Annotated in this window: 17 protein-coding genes; 8 read left to right on the plus strand and 9 right to left on the minus strand. The window is 50.2% G+C overall.

Annotated elements, in window-relative coordinates; translation table 11 throughout:
- The first annotated feature begins 21 nt into the window (after positions 1–21).
- Complete coding sequence (locus ACN0YD_RS05985; RefSeq protein WP_417318857.1) at positions 22–1050, plus strand: zinc-dependent alcohol dehydrogenase family protein; 1029 nt, start codon at positions 22–24, stop codon at positions 1048–1050.
- Positions 1051–1052: 2 nt separating this feature from the next.
- On the opposite strand, the gene ACN0YD_RS05990 is transcribed toward ACN0YD_RS05985, so the two are convergent.
- Positions 1053–3113, minus strand: a complete 2061-nt coding sequence (locus ACN0YD_RS05990) for a TonB-dependent receptor (RefSeq protein WP_417317804.1) — start codon at positions 3111–3113, stop codon at positions 1053–1055.
- Positions 3114–3333: 220 nt separating this feature from the next.
- Positions 3334–4422, minus strand: a complete 1089-nt coding sequence (locus ACN0YD_RS05995) for a substrate-binding periplasmic protein (protein ID WP_417317806.1) — start codon at positions 4420–4422, stop codon at positions 3334–3336.
- A gap of 23 nt (positions 4423–4445) precedes the next feature.
- On the opposite strand from ACN0YD_RS05995, the gene thpR reads away from it, so the two are divergent.
- Positions 4446–5033, plus strand: a complete 588-nt coding sequence (thpR, locus tag ACN0YD_RS06000; RefSeq protein ID WP_417317808.1) for an RNA 2',3'-cyclic phosphodiesterase — start codon at positions 4446–4448, stop codon at positions 5031–5033.
- Here thpR and ACN0YD_RS06005 read toward each other — a convergent pair.
- A complete protein-coding gene (locus ACN0YD_RS06005) occupies positions 5030–5296 on the minus strand; it encodes a hypothetical protein (RefSeq protein ID WP_417317810.1) in 267 nt (88 codons plus the stop codon). The two genes, thpR and ACN0YD_RS06005, sit on opposite strands and share 4 nt — an antisense overlap.
- A 256-nt stretch (positions 5297–5552) precedes the next feature.
- Here ACN0YD_RS06005 and ACN0YD_RS06010 point away from each other — a divergent pair, with 256 nt between their 5' ends.
- The 3 genes from ACN0YD_RS06010 (at position 5553) to ACN0YD_RS06020 (ending at position 9664) form a co-directional block, all read left to right on the plus strand.
- On the plus strand, positions 5553–7880 hold the full coding sequence (locus ACN0YD_RS06010) for an EAL domain-containing protein (RefSeq protein WP_417317811.1): 2328 nt from the start codon (positions 5553–5555) through the stop codon (positions 7878–7880).
- Positions 7881–7992: 112 nt separating this feature from the next.
- The gene (locus ACN0YD_RS06015; protein WP_417317813.1) at positions 7993–8643 is read left to right on the plus strand and encodes an OmpW/AlkL family protein; all 651 of its coding nucleotides are present in this window, start codon (positions 7993–7995) and stop codon (positions 8641–8643) included.
- 268 nt (positions 8644–8911) lie between these two features.
- Positions 8912–9664, plus strand: coding sequence for a PhoH family protein (locus ACN0YD_RS06020; protein WP_417317815.1), 753 nt, complete (start codon positions 8912–8914; stop codon positions 9662–9664).
- Here ACN0YD_RS06020 and ACN0YD_RS06025 read toward each other — a convergent pair.
- Entirely contained in the window at positions 9650–10618 is a 969-nt protein-coding gene (locus ACN0YD_RS06025) for an NAD(P)H-dependent flavin oxidoreductase (RefSeq protein ID WP_417317817.1), read from the minus strand. The genes ACN0YD_RS06020 and ACN0YD_RS06025 overlap by 15 nt on opposite strands.
- Before the next feature lie 82 nt (positions 10619–10700).
- Positions 10701–11264 (minus strand): PadR family transcriptional regulator, encoded by a 564-nt coding sequence (locus ACN0YD_RS06030; RefSeq protein WP_417317819.1) that lies wholly within the window; start codon positions 11262–11264, stop codon positions 10701–10703.
- A 137-nt stretch (positions 11265–11401) separates the two neighbouring features.
- Between ACN0YD_RS06030 and ACN0YD_RS06035 the strand changes: the two genes are divergently transcribed.
- Entirely contained in the window at positions 11402–11587 is a 186-nt protein-coding gene (locus ACN0YD_RS06035) for a hypothetical protein (RefSeq protein WP_417317821.1), read from the plus strand.
- 15 nt (positions 11588–11602) lie between these two features.
- Here the strand turns inward: ACN0YD_RS06035 and ACN0YD_RS06040 are convergent, their stop codons facing one another.
- Positions 11603–11824, minus strand: a complete 222-nt coding sequence (locus ACN0YD_RS06040) for a DUF4170 domain-containing protein (RefSeq protein ID WP_417317823.1) — start codon at positions 11822–11824, stop codon at positions 11603–11605.
- A gap of 140 nt (positions 11825–11964) precedes the next feature.
- On the opposite strand from ACN0YD_RS06040, the gene ACN0YD_RS06045 reads away from it, so the two are divergent.
- Complete coding sequence (locus ACN0YD_RS06045; RefSeq protein WP_417317825.1) at positions 11965–12504, plus strand: glycine cleavage system protein R; 540 nt, start codon at positions 11965–11967, stop codon at positions 12502–12504.
- Between the two features lie 13 nt (positions 12505–12517).
- On the opposite strand, the gene ACN0YD_RS06050 is transcribed toward ACN0YD_RS06045, so the two are convergent.
- The 3 genes from ACN0YD_RS06050 to ACN0YD_RS06060 form a co-directional block, all read right to left on the minus strand.
- Positions 12518–13213 (minus strand): MlaC/ttg2D family ABC transporter substrate-binding protein, encoded by a 696-nt coding sequence (locus ACN0YD_RS06050; protein WP_417317827.1) that lies wholly within the window; start codon positions 13211–13213, stop codon positions 12518–12520.
- Positions 13214–13414: 201 nt separating this feature from the next.
- Positions 13415–13798, minus strand: a complete 384-nt coding sequence (locus ACN0YD_RS06055; protein ID WP_417317829.1) for a c-type cytochrome — start codon at positions 13796–13798, stop codon at positions 13415–13417.
- Between the two features lie 46 nt (positions 13799–13844).
- Positions 13845–15398, minus strand: coding sequence for an alanine/glycine:cation symporter family protein (locus ACN0YD_RS06060; RefSeq protein WP_417317831.1), 1554 nt, complete (start codon positions 15396–15398; stop codon positions 13845–13847).
- Positions 15399–15603: 205 nt separating this feature from the next.
- On the opposite strand from ACN0YD_RS06060, the gene ACN0YD_RS06065 reads away from it, so the two are divergent.
- Positions 15604–16722 carry a DUF2336 domain-containing protein gene (locus tag ACN0YD_RS06065; protein WP_417317833.1) on the plus strand — a complete coding sequence of 373 codons (1119 nt, stop codon included), beginning with the start codon at positions 15604–15606 and terminating at the stop codon, positions 16720–16722.
- The last annotated feature ends 56 nt before the right edge of the window (positions 16723–16778 follow it).

A 16778-nucleotide genomic window follows, 5' to 3' on the forward strand; every position in this document is an offset into this window, starting at 1 on the left:
AATTCGGTTACAATGCTCTCTATGCGGGCCATGATATTGAACTCTTTAACCTCACTTGAGGACAACAAAACCCCACTGGACCTTGTGGAACTCCCTGATCCTGTAGCCGGTCACGGGGAAGTCCTGATCCGGGTCAGTACCTGTGGCGTTTGTCATACCGAACTGGATGAAATAGAAGGCCGCACACCGCCGCCCAACCTGCCGGTGATTCCGGGGCATCAGGTGGTTGGCCACATTGAAGCCTTAGGGGAAGGCATCTCCGGTTTGGAAATCGGGGAACGGGTTGGCGTGGCCTGGATATATTCCTCCTGCGGCCATTGCCGTTTTTGTGAACGGGGCGAGGAAAATCTCTGCCCCGACTTCCAGGCGACCGGACGGGATGCCAATGGCGGCTATGCTGAATTGATGAGTGTGCCCGCAAGCTTTGCTTATCCCATACCCGAGGTATTTACTGATGCCGAGGCCGCGCCGCTTCTATGTGCCGGCGCCATTGGCTATCGTTCCCTGCGGCTGACAGGCTTGCTTGACGGCCAGAACCTGGGATTGACCGGTTTTGGCGCTTCTGCGCATCTTGTGTTGCAGCTGGTTCGCCATCACTACCCGCAGGTGAAAGTCTTTGTGTTTGCCCGTCAGGAGGCGGAAAGGAAGTTTGCCCTGCAACTTGGCGCCCACTGGGCAGGGGATACGATGGATATGGCGCCGGAGCCGCTCCATGCCATCATCGACACCACACCGGCCTGGTTGCCGATCGTGGGGGCCCTGCAGAATCTGGAACCGGGAGGGCGTCTCGTCATCAACGCCATTCGCAAGGAATCCGGGGACAAGGAAGCGCTATTACGGCTGGAATATCCCGAACACCTGTGGATGGAAAAGGAAATCAAGTCGGTTGCCAATATCACCCGTGAGGATGTGAGTGATTTCCTGAAGCTTGCCGCCGAAGTTCCTCTGAAACCGGAAGTCCGGGAATATGCTCTCGAAGAGGCCAATATCGCCCTTGTGGAAATGAAAGAAAAACATATCAAGGGCGCCAAGGTTCTCCGGATCGGGTGATCTCAAAAGCTTTTGGAGACCTGAATGCCAAAGGTACGGTCTTCTGCCAGAACCGGAAAACTTACCTGGCCGAGGCTGGCAAAGTTGAAGGCATGCAGGGGATAGATGGCATTGGTCAGGTTTTTACCCCATAGCGATATGGTCCAATCCTGTGTGTTGGACAGATCAATCCGGCCATTAAGCAGCACATGCCCGTCATCCCCGCTGAAGGGATTGTTGGCGGTGGAGAAGAAATAGCTGCTCTGGTAGGTGCCGTCCAGGCGAAATCCGGCGGTCCAGTCGGATCCGATTTCCACTGAGTAGAGCAGGGAGAGCTGAACTGAATGAACCGGGGCCCGTGGCAGGCGGTTATTGGCAAAATCCGGTTGTGGGGCGAATGTTTTGAAACGGCCGTCAAGCCAGCCGTAACTGAAACTGATTTCCATATTTTCTGCCGGTGACCAGGCGCCATCGACTTCAATGCCATAACTTCTGGCGTTGGACGTGACGGTCAGGAAACCGCTTCCACTGCCGAAAAATGTCTGCAGGTCTTTGTAATCCAGATAGAACGCGGCGGCATTGAAATGTAAAATACCTTCAGGGTGCCGCCATTTCAGGCCAATTTCGTAATTGGTTGCCGTTTCCGGGTTGAAAGGAATGGAGGCCTGATCAGCATTGGGGGCGATACCGTTAAAACCGCCGGCCTTGTATCCCTGGGCGATGGAGCCATAGAGCATCAGTTCTTTTGTAAAGTGGTAGGACAGGGCAATCCTCGGAGAGAAATTGGACCAGCTTTTATTGCCGGAGACTTGGTATTCCTCGGCCAGAAACCCCAGAAGATCGGGGGCTGTGGCATCAACAGAAAAGGACTTTTTATCCCATGTATACCTGGCGCCCAGGGACAACTTTAGCCGGGGTTTCAGCCTGTAGGAAACATCCCCGTAAACGGAAATGCTGTCAGTTTTATTCCTGGCATCCCAGACAGGTCTGGAAAGCAGGCCAGGGAATCCGCTCAGGTCATAGACCCGGGAGGAATCAAAGATTTCCGTCCTCTCGGTTTGCTCATGGAAATAATAGGCACCGACAAGCCAGTCCAGCCGGGTATCTGTCTCTGACTGCAACTGAAATTTCTGGGAAACGTGCCAGGAATTTTCCTCAACCTCGTTAACCAGACCAAGGCCCAGTGTATCGGCAATATGTGTGCCGAGAAGATCATCGGCGAAGGAAAAGTCATAGCCCCTGTAGGCGCTCTGGGAAGTGAAGAGGGCAGAAGGGAGGTCTTTGCTGAGGGTAATGTTGGTGCCCCAGATGTCCCGCCGGGAATATCCATCGGTAAAAAGTGACACATTGTGTTCGTCTGCTTCCACCACTGGCGGAAAACCGAAGAAGTCTTCAAATCCTGCCACGGTACGGGCTGCCGGCCCAAGGAGGTCATCGCGGGCATAGTCGGCACTGATCAACAGCCGGGTATCGTCCGATAGATCGACGGCAACTTTCAAGCGGGTGCCCAGGTTATCCTTGTCTTTCAGTATGTTGCCTGTCTGAAGGTTGGGTGTATAGCCGTCTGCGTTGCGATAGGAAAAGGCCATGCGGGCGGCAACTTTATTGGACAAGGGAGCATTGAGATGCCCCTTGAGTTCCCAAAGGTTATGTTCGCCGTAACCCGCTAGAACCGAAGCAGTTTTCTCCATCGTCGGATCCTTTGTCAGGATCTGGATAACGCCGCCGACTGAATTGCGGCCATGAAAGGTACCCTGTGGGCCTTTTAGAACCTCAATGCGCTCAATGTCAAAGAAATCAGTGCTGAAAGCGCCGGCCCGGCCGGAAAACACCCCATCCTGATACAGGCTGACGGAACTTTCGTCACCGACAGAACTGGCATTGGTGCCGACACCACGGATATAGACCTGCGGAGAGGTGGGATTATAGGATGTGATCACCAGCCCGGGGGAAAAATAGGCCATATCAATGATATTTTCCAGTGAAGCGGCCTCGACTGTATTTCCGTCCAGGGCTGTTACAGAGAGTTCTGTCTCACTGAGAAGTTCTTCCCGCAGTGTCCCGGAGACGAAAATCTCGTCCATTTCCGTTGTGACGTCATTTGCTGCGGCAGCTGTGATTCCCGAAGCTATAAAAATACCACAGAATATTACTTGTCTCAGAGAGCCGTATGGAATTTTTTGTGTCTTTCTCATTTCTCTGTAAACCGTCCTTTATGCCGGGATTGCACAGTGATTAACTGGAACAGGAAAAGTCTATCAAGGTTGAGGTAACTTAATAAATCTTTGCTTTTGTATCTGGTAGTTACCGGAGCTGAAGATCATTCGACGCAGGAACGACGATATGTTCTTGTGTCGACCTGGTTGCGTAGGGACGTAGGATTTCTTCCTGGCTATTCAGAAGAGTGATATCATCCAGACCACCCTCCGGGACGCCAAATTTTCTGAATATATCCAGAAAGTTTTGTGATCCCCTGTATGAGGCAATCGCCTGGTCTATTTTCTTCATGGCGGATACCGTTTCCGGAGATTTATGGCATACGAGCCGGACTTGAGTGGTTGTAAAAACTAACGGAGAAACATTGATCTTCGTTCCGGGAGCCAGTTTCTCCAGAATGACATAGATATCTGGTGTCCAGGTCAGGATGGCATCCAGGCGCCCCCTTAGCAGCATTCTGACTTTATGCTCCTGCTCGGGTACAGCAATCACATTAACATCGGCATTTTCCAGCAAGTCCCGGATATTTGACCCTCTTGTCACCGCAACATTTTTTCCCGACAGCTGTGAAACTGAAATGATGACCGGTTGCCCTTCAAGTGTAACAATCCTTTGTCTTGCCTTGAGAAAAGGGAGCCCTTCGAGAAGATCATCACCAACATTGGTCAATTGCTTGGCGAGTTTTTCATCTGCGGTCCAGAAACAGGAGGCTTTTTTCTCTTCAAAGATGCGAAGTGCACGAGATAATGGATGTATCTGTAAATTACCGTGTACTTGGGCTTTTTCGGTTACAGCATTGAAAATGGTATCATATAATCCGATTTCGCCGGGTTCCTGCAGTCCCGGACCCAATTGAATTGTAACAACCGATAATTCTTCTGCTTTTACCATGGTTAGAGAAAAAGGCATAAAAAACAGGCTGATAATAGAAAAAATCCTGAACGCCAAAAATAACCTCCCGTACGACTCCCACAGTATCTTACGATCAGGGAAGCAAACAACCTTTACGAGATTAAGATATAGCGAATAAATTAAAATGCAAATAAAGAAAGCGGGAGTAAGGTTTTCTGTGATGATTTTTTCTTCATGTCCTTCACCAGCGATGGCGGCCATATAAATAAATATGCCGGGCCGGATATTTGCGGTTATTATCCGGGGAGTTTTTTGATTTTGCATGATATGTCCGGGAAAAAACGAAGATGAATGGCAGGGAGAATGGCAAGGCTTATCAGCGTCTTTTCATGGCTCTTCGTCCAGATGAAGCAGTCGTCAAAGCGCTGGGCGGTGCCTGTATCGAACTGAAGAGGGATAAGGCCTTTGAAGGTGTCCGCTGGATGCGTCCCGAGAATCTGCATGTGACCCTTGTTTTTTTGGGTAGGCAAAGCGCGGAAGATGCAAGCCGGATTGCCGCGACCATGACAGAAGTTGCCCCACGACACCAGTCCTTTGATATTGTGATCGAAGGCCTTCAGACCACTCGCAATAACTGGCAAAAAGGGGTTCTGATGGCGATGGTTCGCGAAAATGACTCCCTTCGGAATTTGCAGCTGGACCTCGCCCGGAGTCTGGCCTCGTTGGATATAGAGGGATTGGATCAAAGAGAATACATGCCCCATGTCACCCTGGCCCGTCTAAAGCAGGAGAGAATTTCACCGGATCAACTTTCCAGTGTGAACTTTTCTCTCAGGCAGCAAGTGAGAACAATGGGGCTTTATGAAAGCATTACCCTGGAAACGGGAGCAGTCTATACGTTGTTGAAAACCGTTCAGCTCGGTAGCAGGGCTTAGTGAGTTGTCTTGTAATCTTCGTCAGATACGATCGCTTTTTCCAGCATCTCGGCAGCCTCGCCATATATTCTGCCCTCTAACGACAGCTCAAGAAAGCGGATATAGTCTTGCTGTTCCGAGATTCTTTCTCTGGCCACCATGATGATTTCAAGGGAGGAACTGGCATCAAGGCTGTATTTCTGGATCAGCTCAATCATTTCCTTGCTGATCCTGTCCAGTTCTGCGCGTATATTTGTCAGGGTGAGCTGATCTTGTGTCAACATATTGGGTCTATCCTCCGGGGTCATTTTACACGCGGGTCGTAAAAAAACAAACGGTAACAATTCCAGGGAAAAATCCTGTGTGGTCAGTCAGTTGAAGCCTGCGAACAATTGATGTACTATTTCGGTGTATCTTTTTAATTTATTTACGAATTCAGTTTTATATACAATCTTAATCTAGAAAAACAGACGAACCAAATTTATGAAACCACTTGTTGGTATAACCCCTGACGTGTTGGAAGATGGGACGGAGGACAGTATGATTCATATGTCTTCCGACAGCCGATCCAGGCTGTGTACCGAACAGGTGAGAACTTTTCACAACGTTGCGATTCCCAATGTGGTTGCTGCGCTTTCGCTGGGCCTTGTTTTTCTCTGGATGTTATGGGGCCGGGTACCGCTAAATTTTGCAGTTGCCTGGTATGGTGCTCTTGCTGTCAGCATGGTGCCTCGCCTGATCATGTTTTTCCTCGCGAAACGACTGGACTATGAAAAAAACAGTACTCTGTTGCTGGGACTTTACATCTTGTCAATTTCCATGGCTGGGTTTGTCTGGGGCTCAGCTATTTTCTTTACGAAGCTGAATCCGGATATTGTTAACCCGTTTCTGATCATGGGAATGCTGGCGGGGGTTTCCGCGGCAACAGTTCTGGTCGGTGTGACGCACCGGGCGGCAGTCTGGGCCTTTATGGTGCCATGCAGTATCCCGGTGTTGATTTATTTCATCAGTTCGGGAGAGACCTATCACTATACATTTGCCCTGGCCTGCATCATTTTCGTGCTTATTCTGGGATATACGGGAGATCAGCTCAACAAAGTATTTGTCAAGTCTGTCACCCTCCAGCGCAAGAACAAGGAATTGGTGAATGAAATTTCCGAAGTCTATGGGAACCATTACAAGTCCATAGAGAGCCTTCATCATCTTGTCGACCGTATGGGGGCGGGCCTTGCCATGTTCGACAGGAATTTTGATCTGATTATCTGGAATAAAGCCTATCAGAAAATTTTCGACTTCCCGGATCATGTTCTGAAAATGGGGGTAAATCTCCGAGAGTTATCCGGCTGGCCCATGAAAAGGGAAGGCCTGCCGGCCAACGAGATAAAAAACGTGGTGGAGGACAAGCTCCAGGAGCTGGAGGAGAAAAGAATAGACGGAAGTTTCCATAAGCAGGTCGATTTTAGCGATGGTCGCGTCTATGACATGCGAGCTGATTTCCTGGCTGACGGGGAAACAATACTGAGTTTCTCGGATATGACGCATCGAGCCCAGGCCAGTACGGATGCGCTTGTGAAAATGGCCCAGCTTGATTCATTGACCAATCTGCCAAACCGGATGATGTTCAGGAGGGAACTGAAAAAGAAACTTCTGCAGTCGAAGGACAGTGAAAGTATTGTCAGTGTCATTCTGGTGAATATCGACAATTTTAAAAACATCAATGATGTCTTCGGTCATGCCGTGGGAGATAACGTCATCGTCCGGCTTGGCGAGGTTCTCAGGTCCTATATGCGCCCGGACGAGTTTCTGGCCCGTCTTGGGGGTGACGAGTTTGCTATTACCGGCGACTGCTACGGCAGCATTGACGAAATTGTAGCCGAAGCCCGCAATATCCGGGACAATGCCAGAAAAGCTGTCAATATCGAAGGGGCCCAGATCCCGGTAGAGCTGTCCATTGGCATAACCTATCATCCGCTGGACACGGGGTCTGCCGAACATATGGTGCGCAATGCGGGCATTGCGCTGCATAAAGCCAAGGAAGAAGGTGGCAGCCAGGTCATGGTCTTCGACAGCGAGATGCAGGCACAACTGGTGGACCGGAATACATTGCTGTCCGATATTCGCGAGAATATGGAATCCAGCCAGTTCCTGCTGCATTATCAGCCGCAGATTGATCTTGCAACCCGTCAGATTTGCGGTATGGAGGCTCTGATGCGCTGGAATCACCCGGAACGTGGATCCGTTTCGCCCGGTGAATTCATTCCTCTTGCCGAATGGTCGAAACAGATTATTCCCCTGACCGAGCAGTTGTTGCCGGAAGCCTGTGTACAGGCCAAACTATGGCAGGCGAGGGGCTTGCCGCCCTTTCCGGTATCCGTGAATATTTCTCCACTCCATTTCCACGACAATCGGATTGTTGATTTTGTCCGCGAGTGCCTGGAGGAAGCTTCCCTTGCACCGGAGTTTCTGGAACTTGAGATTACGGAAGGTATTGTCATGAGCAAGACCGAGGAAGTTTTGGGCACCCTCAACGGGCTCGCCGATCTCGGGATCATGCTTTCCATTGATGATTTTGGAACCGGCTATTCTTCCCTGTCCTATCTGCCGCGTCTCCCGGTTGATAAACTCAAAATAGACAGGGCTTTTGTCCAGGGGATGATGGAGGAACGGGAATCCCAGTCCCTGATTGAAGCGATCATCAGAATGGGACATAGTTTCGATCTCAAGGTGATTGCCGAAGGGGTCGAGGATATAGAACAGCTTGAACTGCTGGCAAAGCTGAGTTGCGATCAGGCACAGGGGTATTATATCAGTCGCCCGATGGAAGCCGACAAGGTGACCGAATGGTTTTACGCTCATGCAAGTGTTTGAATTTTCTTTTTAAAATCTGATCTATATCAATTTCAAACGGGTGTTTATTCATTAAAATTGCGTCAGTAACTGAGGGTATTTATTTCCCAATATTGACTAAAGAGGAAACACCATGAAAACAAAACTTCTTGCAACTTACTGTCTTGCAGGGCTGGCTGGCGCCACCCTGATGACCGGTGTCGCCGATGCGAAGGAAAAAGGTGACTGGATGGTCCGCGCGCGCGGTATTCTCATTGCACCTGACGCTGGCGGTACGACTTCCATCGGTGGTGAAGTTGATATCGACAATTCCGTCGTGCCTGAACTGGACTTTACCTATTTTGTTACCGACAATATCGGTCTGGAGCTCATTGCGGCTACAACCAAGCACCATCCAGTTGTTAATGGAAGTGCTGCAGGTGATGTAGAACTTGGCAGTGTCTGGCTTCTGCCTCCGACCCTGACTGTGCAGTATCACTTCGCGCCCCAGGAAGATTTCAGCCCCTACGTCGGGGCAGGTGTGAACTACACCTTCTTCTACAGCGAGAATACTTCCGCCGCTCTTGATGGACTGGGATTTACCACAATCGACTATTCCGATGGTTTCGGCTGGGCGCTGCAGGCCGGTCTTGATTACAAAATCAAGGATAGCTGGTATCTCAACATTGATGTGAAAAAACTGTGGCTTGATACAGACGTCAGCATTGCCGGTGGCGCTGTGACGGCTGACGGGGTGGACATCAATCCCTGGATCGTCGGTGTCGGCTTCGGTTACCTGTTCTGATAACCGGGTGTCATAAAAGAAATATTTATGACGCGCTGCAGAAAGATTTTACATTCCTGTTCTGAAAGATTACTATCTATGTAACGAATCTTTGAGAAAGGATGGTTCAGAGTGAAGTTACCGCGAGCGGGAACAACCGACCCAGATCGAAAATCTGAATACCTTTCTGTTGCCAGAAAATGCAAATCAAACGCCTTCCCTGCCGGGAAGGCGTTTTTTGTTGTTGTGAAGAGCGTATTTCCTGTCCATCTTACTTATGGAGACTGTAATGGGTAAAAAATCCAGACGCACCTACAATTCTGCAGAAAACCAGAATATTCATTCCTCGAATATTCGTCCCTTATATCGCGATGGAGGCTGGGATCCGCTATCGGCCGAGGAAGGCAAAAGAGACAGGAAATACGTCAGGAAAATAAAACCACAGAGCGACAATCAGGCACAATTGATAAAGGCGATTGAGGAACACAATGTAGTTCTTTCAGTGGGGCCTGCCGGAACCGGTAAAACCTATATCGCCGTTGCCAAGGCTGTGGAGGCCCTGGAGGCCGGAGAAGTTTCAAAAATCCTGTTATGTCGTCCAGCGGTCGAGGCGGGAGAAAACCTTGGCTATCTGCCCGGTGCGGTCGACGAGAAACTGGCGCCCTATCTGCGGCCTCTCTATGATGCCCTGGCTGACAGGATGGGATTGAAAAACCTTAAAAAATACCTGCATGACGGTACCATTGAAATCGCCCCTGTAGCCTATATGCGCGGACGAACCCTCAACAACGCCTTCATCGTCGTGGACGAAGCGCAGAACTGTACTTACGGGCAGATCAAGATGCTGCTGACCCGTCTGGGATGGCAGTCCACCATGGTTATGACCGGAGACCCGGCCCAGACTGACTTGCTTGACGGGCTGTCCGGTCTTGCCGACATTTCTGACAGGCTTTCCTCTCTTGATGACGTGGCCGTAATCAGGCTGGCGGACAAGGACATTGTCCGCCACCCGCTGGTGGCGGCCATGTTACAGGTAATCTGAGACCTTCAGGAGGTCGGCTTTGGCCTCCTGATATTCTTTTCTCAGTCTCGAAACAAGTTCGGCAGTGCCTGGCGCATCCTTGATGCTACCCAGGCCCTGTCCGGCACCCCAGATATCCCGCCAGGCCTTCGCGTCGGCGTTGCCGAAATCCATTTTCGACTTGTCCGCTTCCGGCAGGTTGTCGGGGTCAAGGCCGGCACGGGTGATGCTGGGCTTAAGATAGTTGCCGTGTACACCGGTGAAAAGCGAGGAATAGACGATATCGCTTGCCGCGTGATCAACCAGCATCTGTTTATAGGCGGGGTCTGCATTCGCTTCTTTTGTGGCGATAAAACGGGTGCCCATATAGGCCAGATCTGCCCCGATGGCCTGGGCGGCCAGAACGGAACGCCCGGTACTGATTGAGCCGGCCAGAAGAATTGTACCGTCGAAGAATTCCCGAACTTCCTGCACCAGCGCAAAGGGGCTGAGCCCGCCGGCATGGCCACCTGCACCTGAGCAGACAAGAATAAGTCCGTCCACCCCGGCTTCTGCCGCTTTGCGGGCATGTCGAAGATTAATCACGTCATGAAACACCAGTCCGCCGTAATCATGTACGGGTTCGACGAGGTCATTGGGGGCCCTGAGGCTGGTGATGATGATGGGCACCTCGTGTTTGATACACAGCTTCAGGTCATGTTCGAGGCGATCATTCGACTGATGTACAATCTGGTTGACGGCAAAGGGGGCCACTCTTTTGTCGGGATTTGCAGCCTGATGTTCTGCCAGTTCAGATTTGATCCGGGTCAGCCATTCATCCAGGACATGGGCCGGACGGGCATTGAGTGCCGGAAATGAGCCGACCAGACCAGCCTTGCATTGTTCAATCACAAGATCCGGATTTGAAATGATAAACATGGGGGAACAGACGACAGGCAGTGTCAGATTGTTCTCAAGAAGTTTGGGCAGGGACATGAAAATTCTCCTTTAATATATCTTACAGATACATTATTGGGAAAATACAGCAATGACCTGCCGGACTCAAGTGCAAAAGCAGTTACTGTTCGATTACATTTTTCAGCAGTTCAATAGTTTCTTCTGCCCACTGGATGTTATGTTGTGTGCCCGAGAGGCCATAGTTCAAGGTAGCGGCAAGAAAGGCGACCGAGGGGGTCATCTCGCCGGGGTCCCGGGGCAGGGTGGCATGAAAGCCCTCAAACATTTCCAGCCGGTTTTGTTCGTGGGCGATAAAATCCTGCAGATGATGGATACTGATTGCCGTATCAACAGTGCTGCCGAAAAAAAGTTTCAGCAGAAGCTCGTTGCGAAACCCGCGATAGTCGGCATCCTCTTCTATCCACCGGGCGAGTTCCCTGCGTCCCTTGTCGGTGATGGCGTAACGCTGGCGTCTGCGGCTTGACGGTGTATCGTCTTCAAACTTTACCGCCAGCTCATCTTCCTCGAGCTTTTTCAGCATGGGATAGATCTGGCCGTAACTTTCACTCCAGAAAAAGCCGACGCTTTTTTCTATGGCTTTTTTGATGTCGTAACCGGATCGGGGTTTGCTGCAAAGAAACCCCAGTATGGCATATATTGTTCGGCTTTTTCTGCTTTTGCCCATCTGGCTGCCTCTGTCTTGTCCCTTCCGGATATCTATACCGGTATCTGTCACCCTAACGTCATATTAGCTCAATCTCATGGTCACAGTAGGGGAGTATACAACAAACCTCGACAAATTTCATATGGAGGTTATCACTGATGGAATCAATTGTTCCGGAACTCATTCATGACCCGGAGACCGCCCGCCGCATCGCAAGAGTGTTACTAAAACACATTCGCCCGAGAAACAGGGACGAGGCGCGGGAGATTCTGGAAGGACGTCTGGGAGTATATGTTACCCGAAAAGAAAGCCTGGATCAGGAGATAGATAGTTACTTCAACTAATCCGGCGCATATAATCTATTTGGTTTCGGGTTCCAGAAGTCTGTGGAGATGCACAACAACATATTTGGTGAGGGCGTCGTCAACTTTTGCCTGGCTGGCGCCTTTCCAGGCATTCTTTGCTTCTTTGTAGTTGGGATAAATGCCGACAATATCCAGTTCGTCGGTATTTTCAAATTCCAGTCCGGTGGGGTCTTTGACTTTGCCACCGAAGACGAGATGTAAGAGCTGTTCTGACATGTTATTACCTGCTGCAATTGGGGTGTGTCTTGTCTGCAATCGATGATCCTGAAATCATTGTTGGCAGAATAGCAACTAATCGGTTATTTTTTTGTGAATAACGAAACATTGTAATATAGCTATTCTGGACAAAGCGCAACATGTCAAATACTGCAAATCACACGGTGCTCATCTCCATTGTCAGTCCTGACCAGGTTGGTCTTGTGGCGGCCGTTGCCGGTCGTCTGTTTGATCTTGGGGTTAATCTGGCGGATACATCCTTTGCGGTTTTGGGCAAGGGCTGTGAATTTTCCTGTGTCGCCGAATTGCCGAGGGGCATTTCGAGCCGGTTTCTGCAGAGCGAACTGCAGTCGCTTGATTGTCTGGAACATGCCGACTGTCTTGTTACCGATTTCCGTTTCCCGCTCGATCAGGACAATTCATCTGAAGTCACACATCTCATTGAAGTCGGTGGAGGGGACCAGCCCGGCCTGATAGCCCGGCTGGCAGAAGCCTTCATCGACTATGACGCCAATGTGGTGCGCATGCATTCCACCCGGCGTATCGGTAAGGATGGAACCATGGCCTATCACACCACCTTTGCCATATCTGTCGATCCGGACCGGGCCGAAGCCTGTATAGCCGCCATAAACAATACGGCAGGCCAGCTTCAGCTGACCTGCCGTGCTCGTCAGGTATGATCACTATGTGTGACTAATTGTCGATATCGTTCTTTTTGTCGGATTTTCCGTCTTTTTCGATCTCTAAAGGCTCTGCTTCTTCAACACCTTCAATGATATTCCTCATGTATTGGATTAGGCCGGATACTTTGCTTTCAGAGACGCGGGAAGTAAAATCATCCCGCTGGGTCCGGGCCATGCTGATGCCTTCGATTTTCACGTCAATGATCTGGTAATCGACGTCTTTGAACGGACGGATGCGCCAGTCGACGTCATAGACTTCGTTGTTTTCACCCAATACTTTTGTACGGACGAACATGTCTTTTTTGCCGTGGGGAATTATCCGCTCGATATTGATCTCGGTGGTGTCCAGTTTTGTCAGGCGGGAGGCATAGACCTTTATCAGGAAATCGGGAAACAGATCGTAATAGGTTTCCAGTTCTTCCTTTGTCGCCGTTTTCCGGTGCCGGCCCAGGACCAGTTTGCCAATATAGTCGATAGCGAAGGAATCGGTCAGGATAACCCTGAATTCAGATTCCAGTTCTTCCTGGGTCAGAACATCTTTTTTATTCAGTACATCAAGGGCCCTGCGGGAGGTAACATCGATAAAATGCCTACCCTTTGCCTGTTCCTCTTCGCTCTGGTTCGGCGTTGCTTCCTCTGCAGCCATGAGAGGCTGCATGGCGAAGAGGGCGCCGATGAAAAGGAGAAGGGAAAATGCGAGGATCATCTTCCTGAAAGACAGGAATGGTTTTTCCGTGATTGCTTTTGAAGCGGTATACATGTCAAGCGGCCCTAAAGTCGTTTTGTTTTCTGACTGATCACCAATGTTATGCCCATTGCTCAATCAATCAAGCATTCTCTTGTGTCAAAATGTCAAAAAATGGGCGCTTCTCTGAAAAAGCACCCATTTTAAAGATCGTTATGCGGCTCAGTCGGCCAATGTTTTCAGATAGGCGATCAGGTCTTTTCTGTCGTCTTCCTTCTTCAGGCCGGCAAAAATCATTTTGGTTTTGGGCACGACAGCCTTGGGTTTGGTCAGATATTTGTCCAGGGTTTCTTCATCCCAGGTCAGGCCGGAGGCCGCCATGTCTTTTGAATATTTGAAACCTTCGGAGGTACCGGCGGCGCGTCCAACAATGTCATAGAGGTTGGGGCCGACTTTTTTCTTTCCGCCTTTGTCCACCGTGTGACAAGCGGAACATTTCTTCTTAAATGTTTTCTGTCCGAGGGCGGCATCGCCTTCAGCATTGGCTACACTAGCAACAGCCATGCCAATTGAAGATGCGAGTATAAGTTTCAAAAGTGATTTCATAGTATGGTCCTTTTGGGTATTAAAAATCTCTTTTTTTGCTATAAATTCAGCCTTTATCCTCCGCTGTCACGGGGGCTATCTCTCCGCTTTTTATACGCTCAAGATAGGAATTGATTTCCTGTTTTACAACAGGCGCCAGAATAACGACACCAATAATATTGGGAATGGCCATGGAAAAGAGCGCAGCGTCACCGAAGTCAACGATCTTGCCCAGGGGCATTGTTGATCCGATGATGGCCACGGCACAGAAAATAAGCTTGTAGGTTATGTCGATGATTTTGTTATCGCCGAATAAAAAGTTCCATGACTTCTGTCCATAATAGGCCCAGGTAATGGTCGTGGAAATGGCAAAGAGGAAGGCGATAACAGCCAGGGCCTTGTCAAAACTGGGATAGACAGAAGTAAAGGCATTGGAGGTCAGGACGATGCCGGAAGCATCGCCTGAAAGATACGCACCTGTGATAATGATAACCAGCGCTGTGGTCGTACAGACGACCACAGTGTCGATAAAGGGTTCGAGGAGCGCCACAAGGCCTTCGGTAACCGGTTCTTCTGTTTTAACCGCGGAATGGGCAATAGCTGCTGATCCGATACCGGCTTCGTTGGAGAAGGTGGCTCGTCTCATCCCCTGGATCATCACGGCGATGACCCCGCCAATGCTGGCTTCAGGCGCGAAGGCACCCTTGATAATGGCGTTGAAAGCTGCCGGAATCTGGCTGAAATCGGCGAACAGCACACCAAAGGCCGCCAGCATATATATACCGCACATGAACGGAACAAGTTTTGAAGTTACCGACGCAATTGACCGAATGCCGCCAATAATGACAACGCCCACGAAAATGGAAACGGCAACGCCGTATATCCAGCCGTTATTGTGTAGGAAACTTTCCTGGCCGCCGGTCACCAGCTTGATCTGCGAGAGGGACTGGCTGACCTGGAAAATATTTCCGGCACCAAAGGCCCCAAGAATACAGCAGATGGCAAAAATAGTGGCCAGGATGGCGCCCAGCCGGGGCAAGCCCTTTTCTGCCAGCCCTTTTTTCAGGTAATACATGGGGCCGCCCGAAACCACACCATGTTCGTCGATTTCCCGATATTTTACCCCAAGGGTGCACTCGGCGAACTTGGACGTCATGCTGAAAAGCCCGACAAGGATCATCCAGAAAGTGGCGCCCGGGCCGCCCAGGCTGATGGCAACGCCGACCCCAGCAATATTGCCGAGCCCAACAGTGCCCGAAAGAGCGGCGGTCAGGGCCTGGAAATGGCTTACTTCGCCCGCATCGGATTTCTTTGTATAATCACCACGTACAATGCGGATGGCCAGGCCAAATCCCCTGAAGTTGATAAATCGGAAATAGAGTGTGAAACCGATGGCCGCCGTGGCCAGCCAGACCACAATCCAGGGCAGTTCCTGGCCGGCGATGGTGATGGGATAAAAGATGAAGTTGGAAAATGTGTCCGTGAACGGTGCAATAGCCCCGTTGATAGCCTTATCGATCTTATCTGTATCCAGGGAAAGAGCCTGGGCTGAAGATGTAACTATCACTGACGAAAGTAAAATGAGTGCAGATAAGATGTCTCGGCTGGTTTTTCTCTTCATTTTCATCCCCTGAAAACTGTTGTCGTTCTGATTTTTCGAACTTATGTCGAATATTAACGTCAGTTTAACTACTTTTGTTGAAAATGACAGCGTGTAGTTCAGAAATAAAGGGATTATTGCACCCCGGAATGTCGATACTGTGGAAAATGGCCGTGGACGAATATACGGGAATGATTACATTCAAGAAACAAAGGCATAGGATTCAATGACGAATACTCTCAGCCAGACTGACGTCTTAAAACTCCTTCAGGATCCGTCTCCCGATCATCGCGCTGAAGCGGCGGAAAAAGTCAGCAAGCATTTTTCGGAAGGTAACCTGTCACCGGAAGAAAAAAAGATAGCTGAAGATATCTTCAAGGCAATGGTAAAAGATGCGGAGGTCCGCGTGCGCGTGGCGCTTTCAGCCAGCCTGATGGATAACCCGGAAATCCCGCGTGAGGTTGCCCTTTCCCTGGCAAATGATGTTACCGAGGTTTCTCTGCCAATTCTGGAATTCTCGGAAGTGCTGACCGACGAGGATCTCAAGGAAATTATTGCTAATAGCAGTGCTGAAGGCCAGAAAGCGGTTGCCCGTCGTGAAAATCTGTCATCCGATGTCGCCGAAGCCATCGTTGAAACTAGTGCAGATGAAGATGTGGTTGCTACTCTGGTGTCCAACGAAAGCGCCGATCTTTCCGAAGGCACCATGGACAAAGTCCTGGACAAGTTTGGTGAAAGCGAGAAGATAAATGCCCCCATGGCCAAACGTGGCCAGCTGCCAATCAAGGTGGCTGAACGGCTGGTCAGTCTGGTATCCGAAAAAGTCAGGGATCATCTTGTGACACATCATGAAATGTCACCGGATATCGTAATGGACCTGTTCTTGAGCGCCCGGGAGCGGGCGACGGTCAGCCTGCTGGATTCCGGTGCCGATGTGATGGATGTACGCCAGCTTGTGGACCAGCTGTATAGTAACGGCCGTCTGACGCCGACACTGATTATGCGGGCACTGTGCATGGGCGACCTGGTCTTCTTTGAAGCCGCAGTGGCGAAACTCTGCAATATTCCAGTCAGCAATGCCTACAAACTGCTTCATGATCGTGGTGATCTTGGTATTACGGCTGTTTTCAGCCAGGCAAGTCTGCCAGGAGAGCTGCTTCCGCTGGCCAAGGCTGCCCTTGATGTGGCCGATGACATGTCAGTTAGCGCCGGGGAAGATCGTGAACGGTTCCGCAGCAGGATGCTGGAACGTGTTCTGACCTACTGTGAGAATGATGTTGATCCGGAAAACCTGGATTACTTTATTACCAAGATGGGATCTTCCGGGAAAACGGTTGCCGCATAGCGCCAGTTGTTTCAGCAATTGAAAAGCCGCCTAATCACAGGCGGCTTTTATTTTGT

It is taken from the genome of Emcibacter sp., assembly GCF_048269205.1.
Lineage (GTDB): Bacteria > Pseudomonadota > Alphaproteobacteria > Sphingomonadales > Emcibacteraceae > Emcibacter.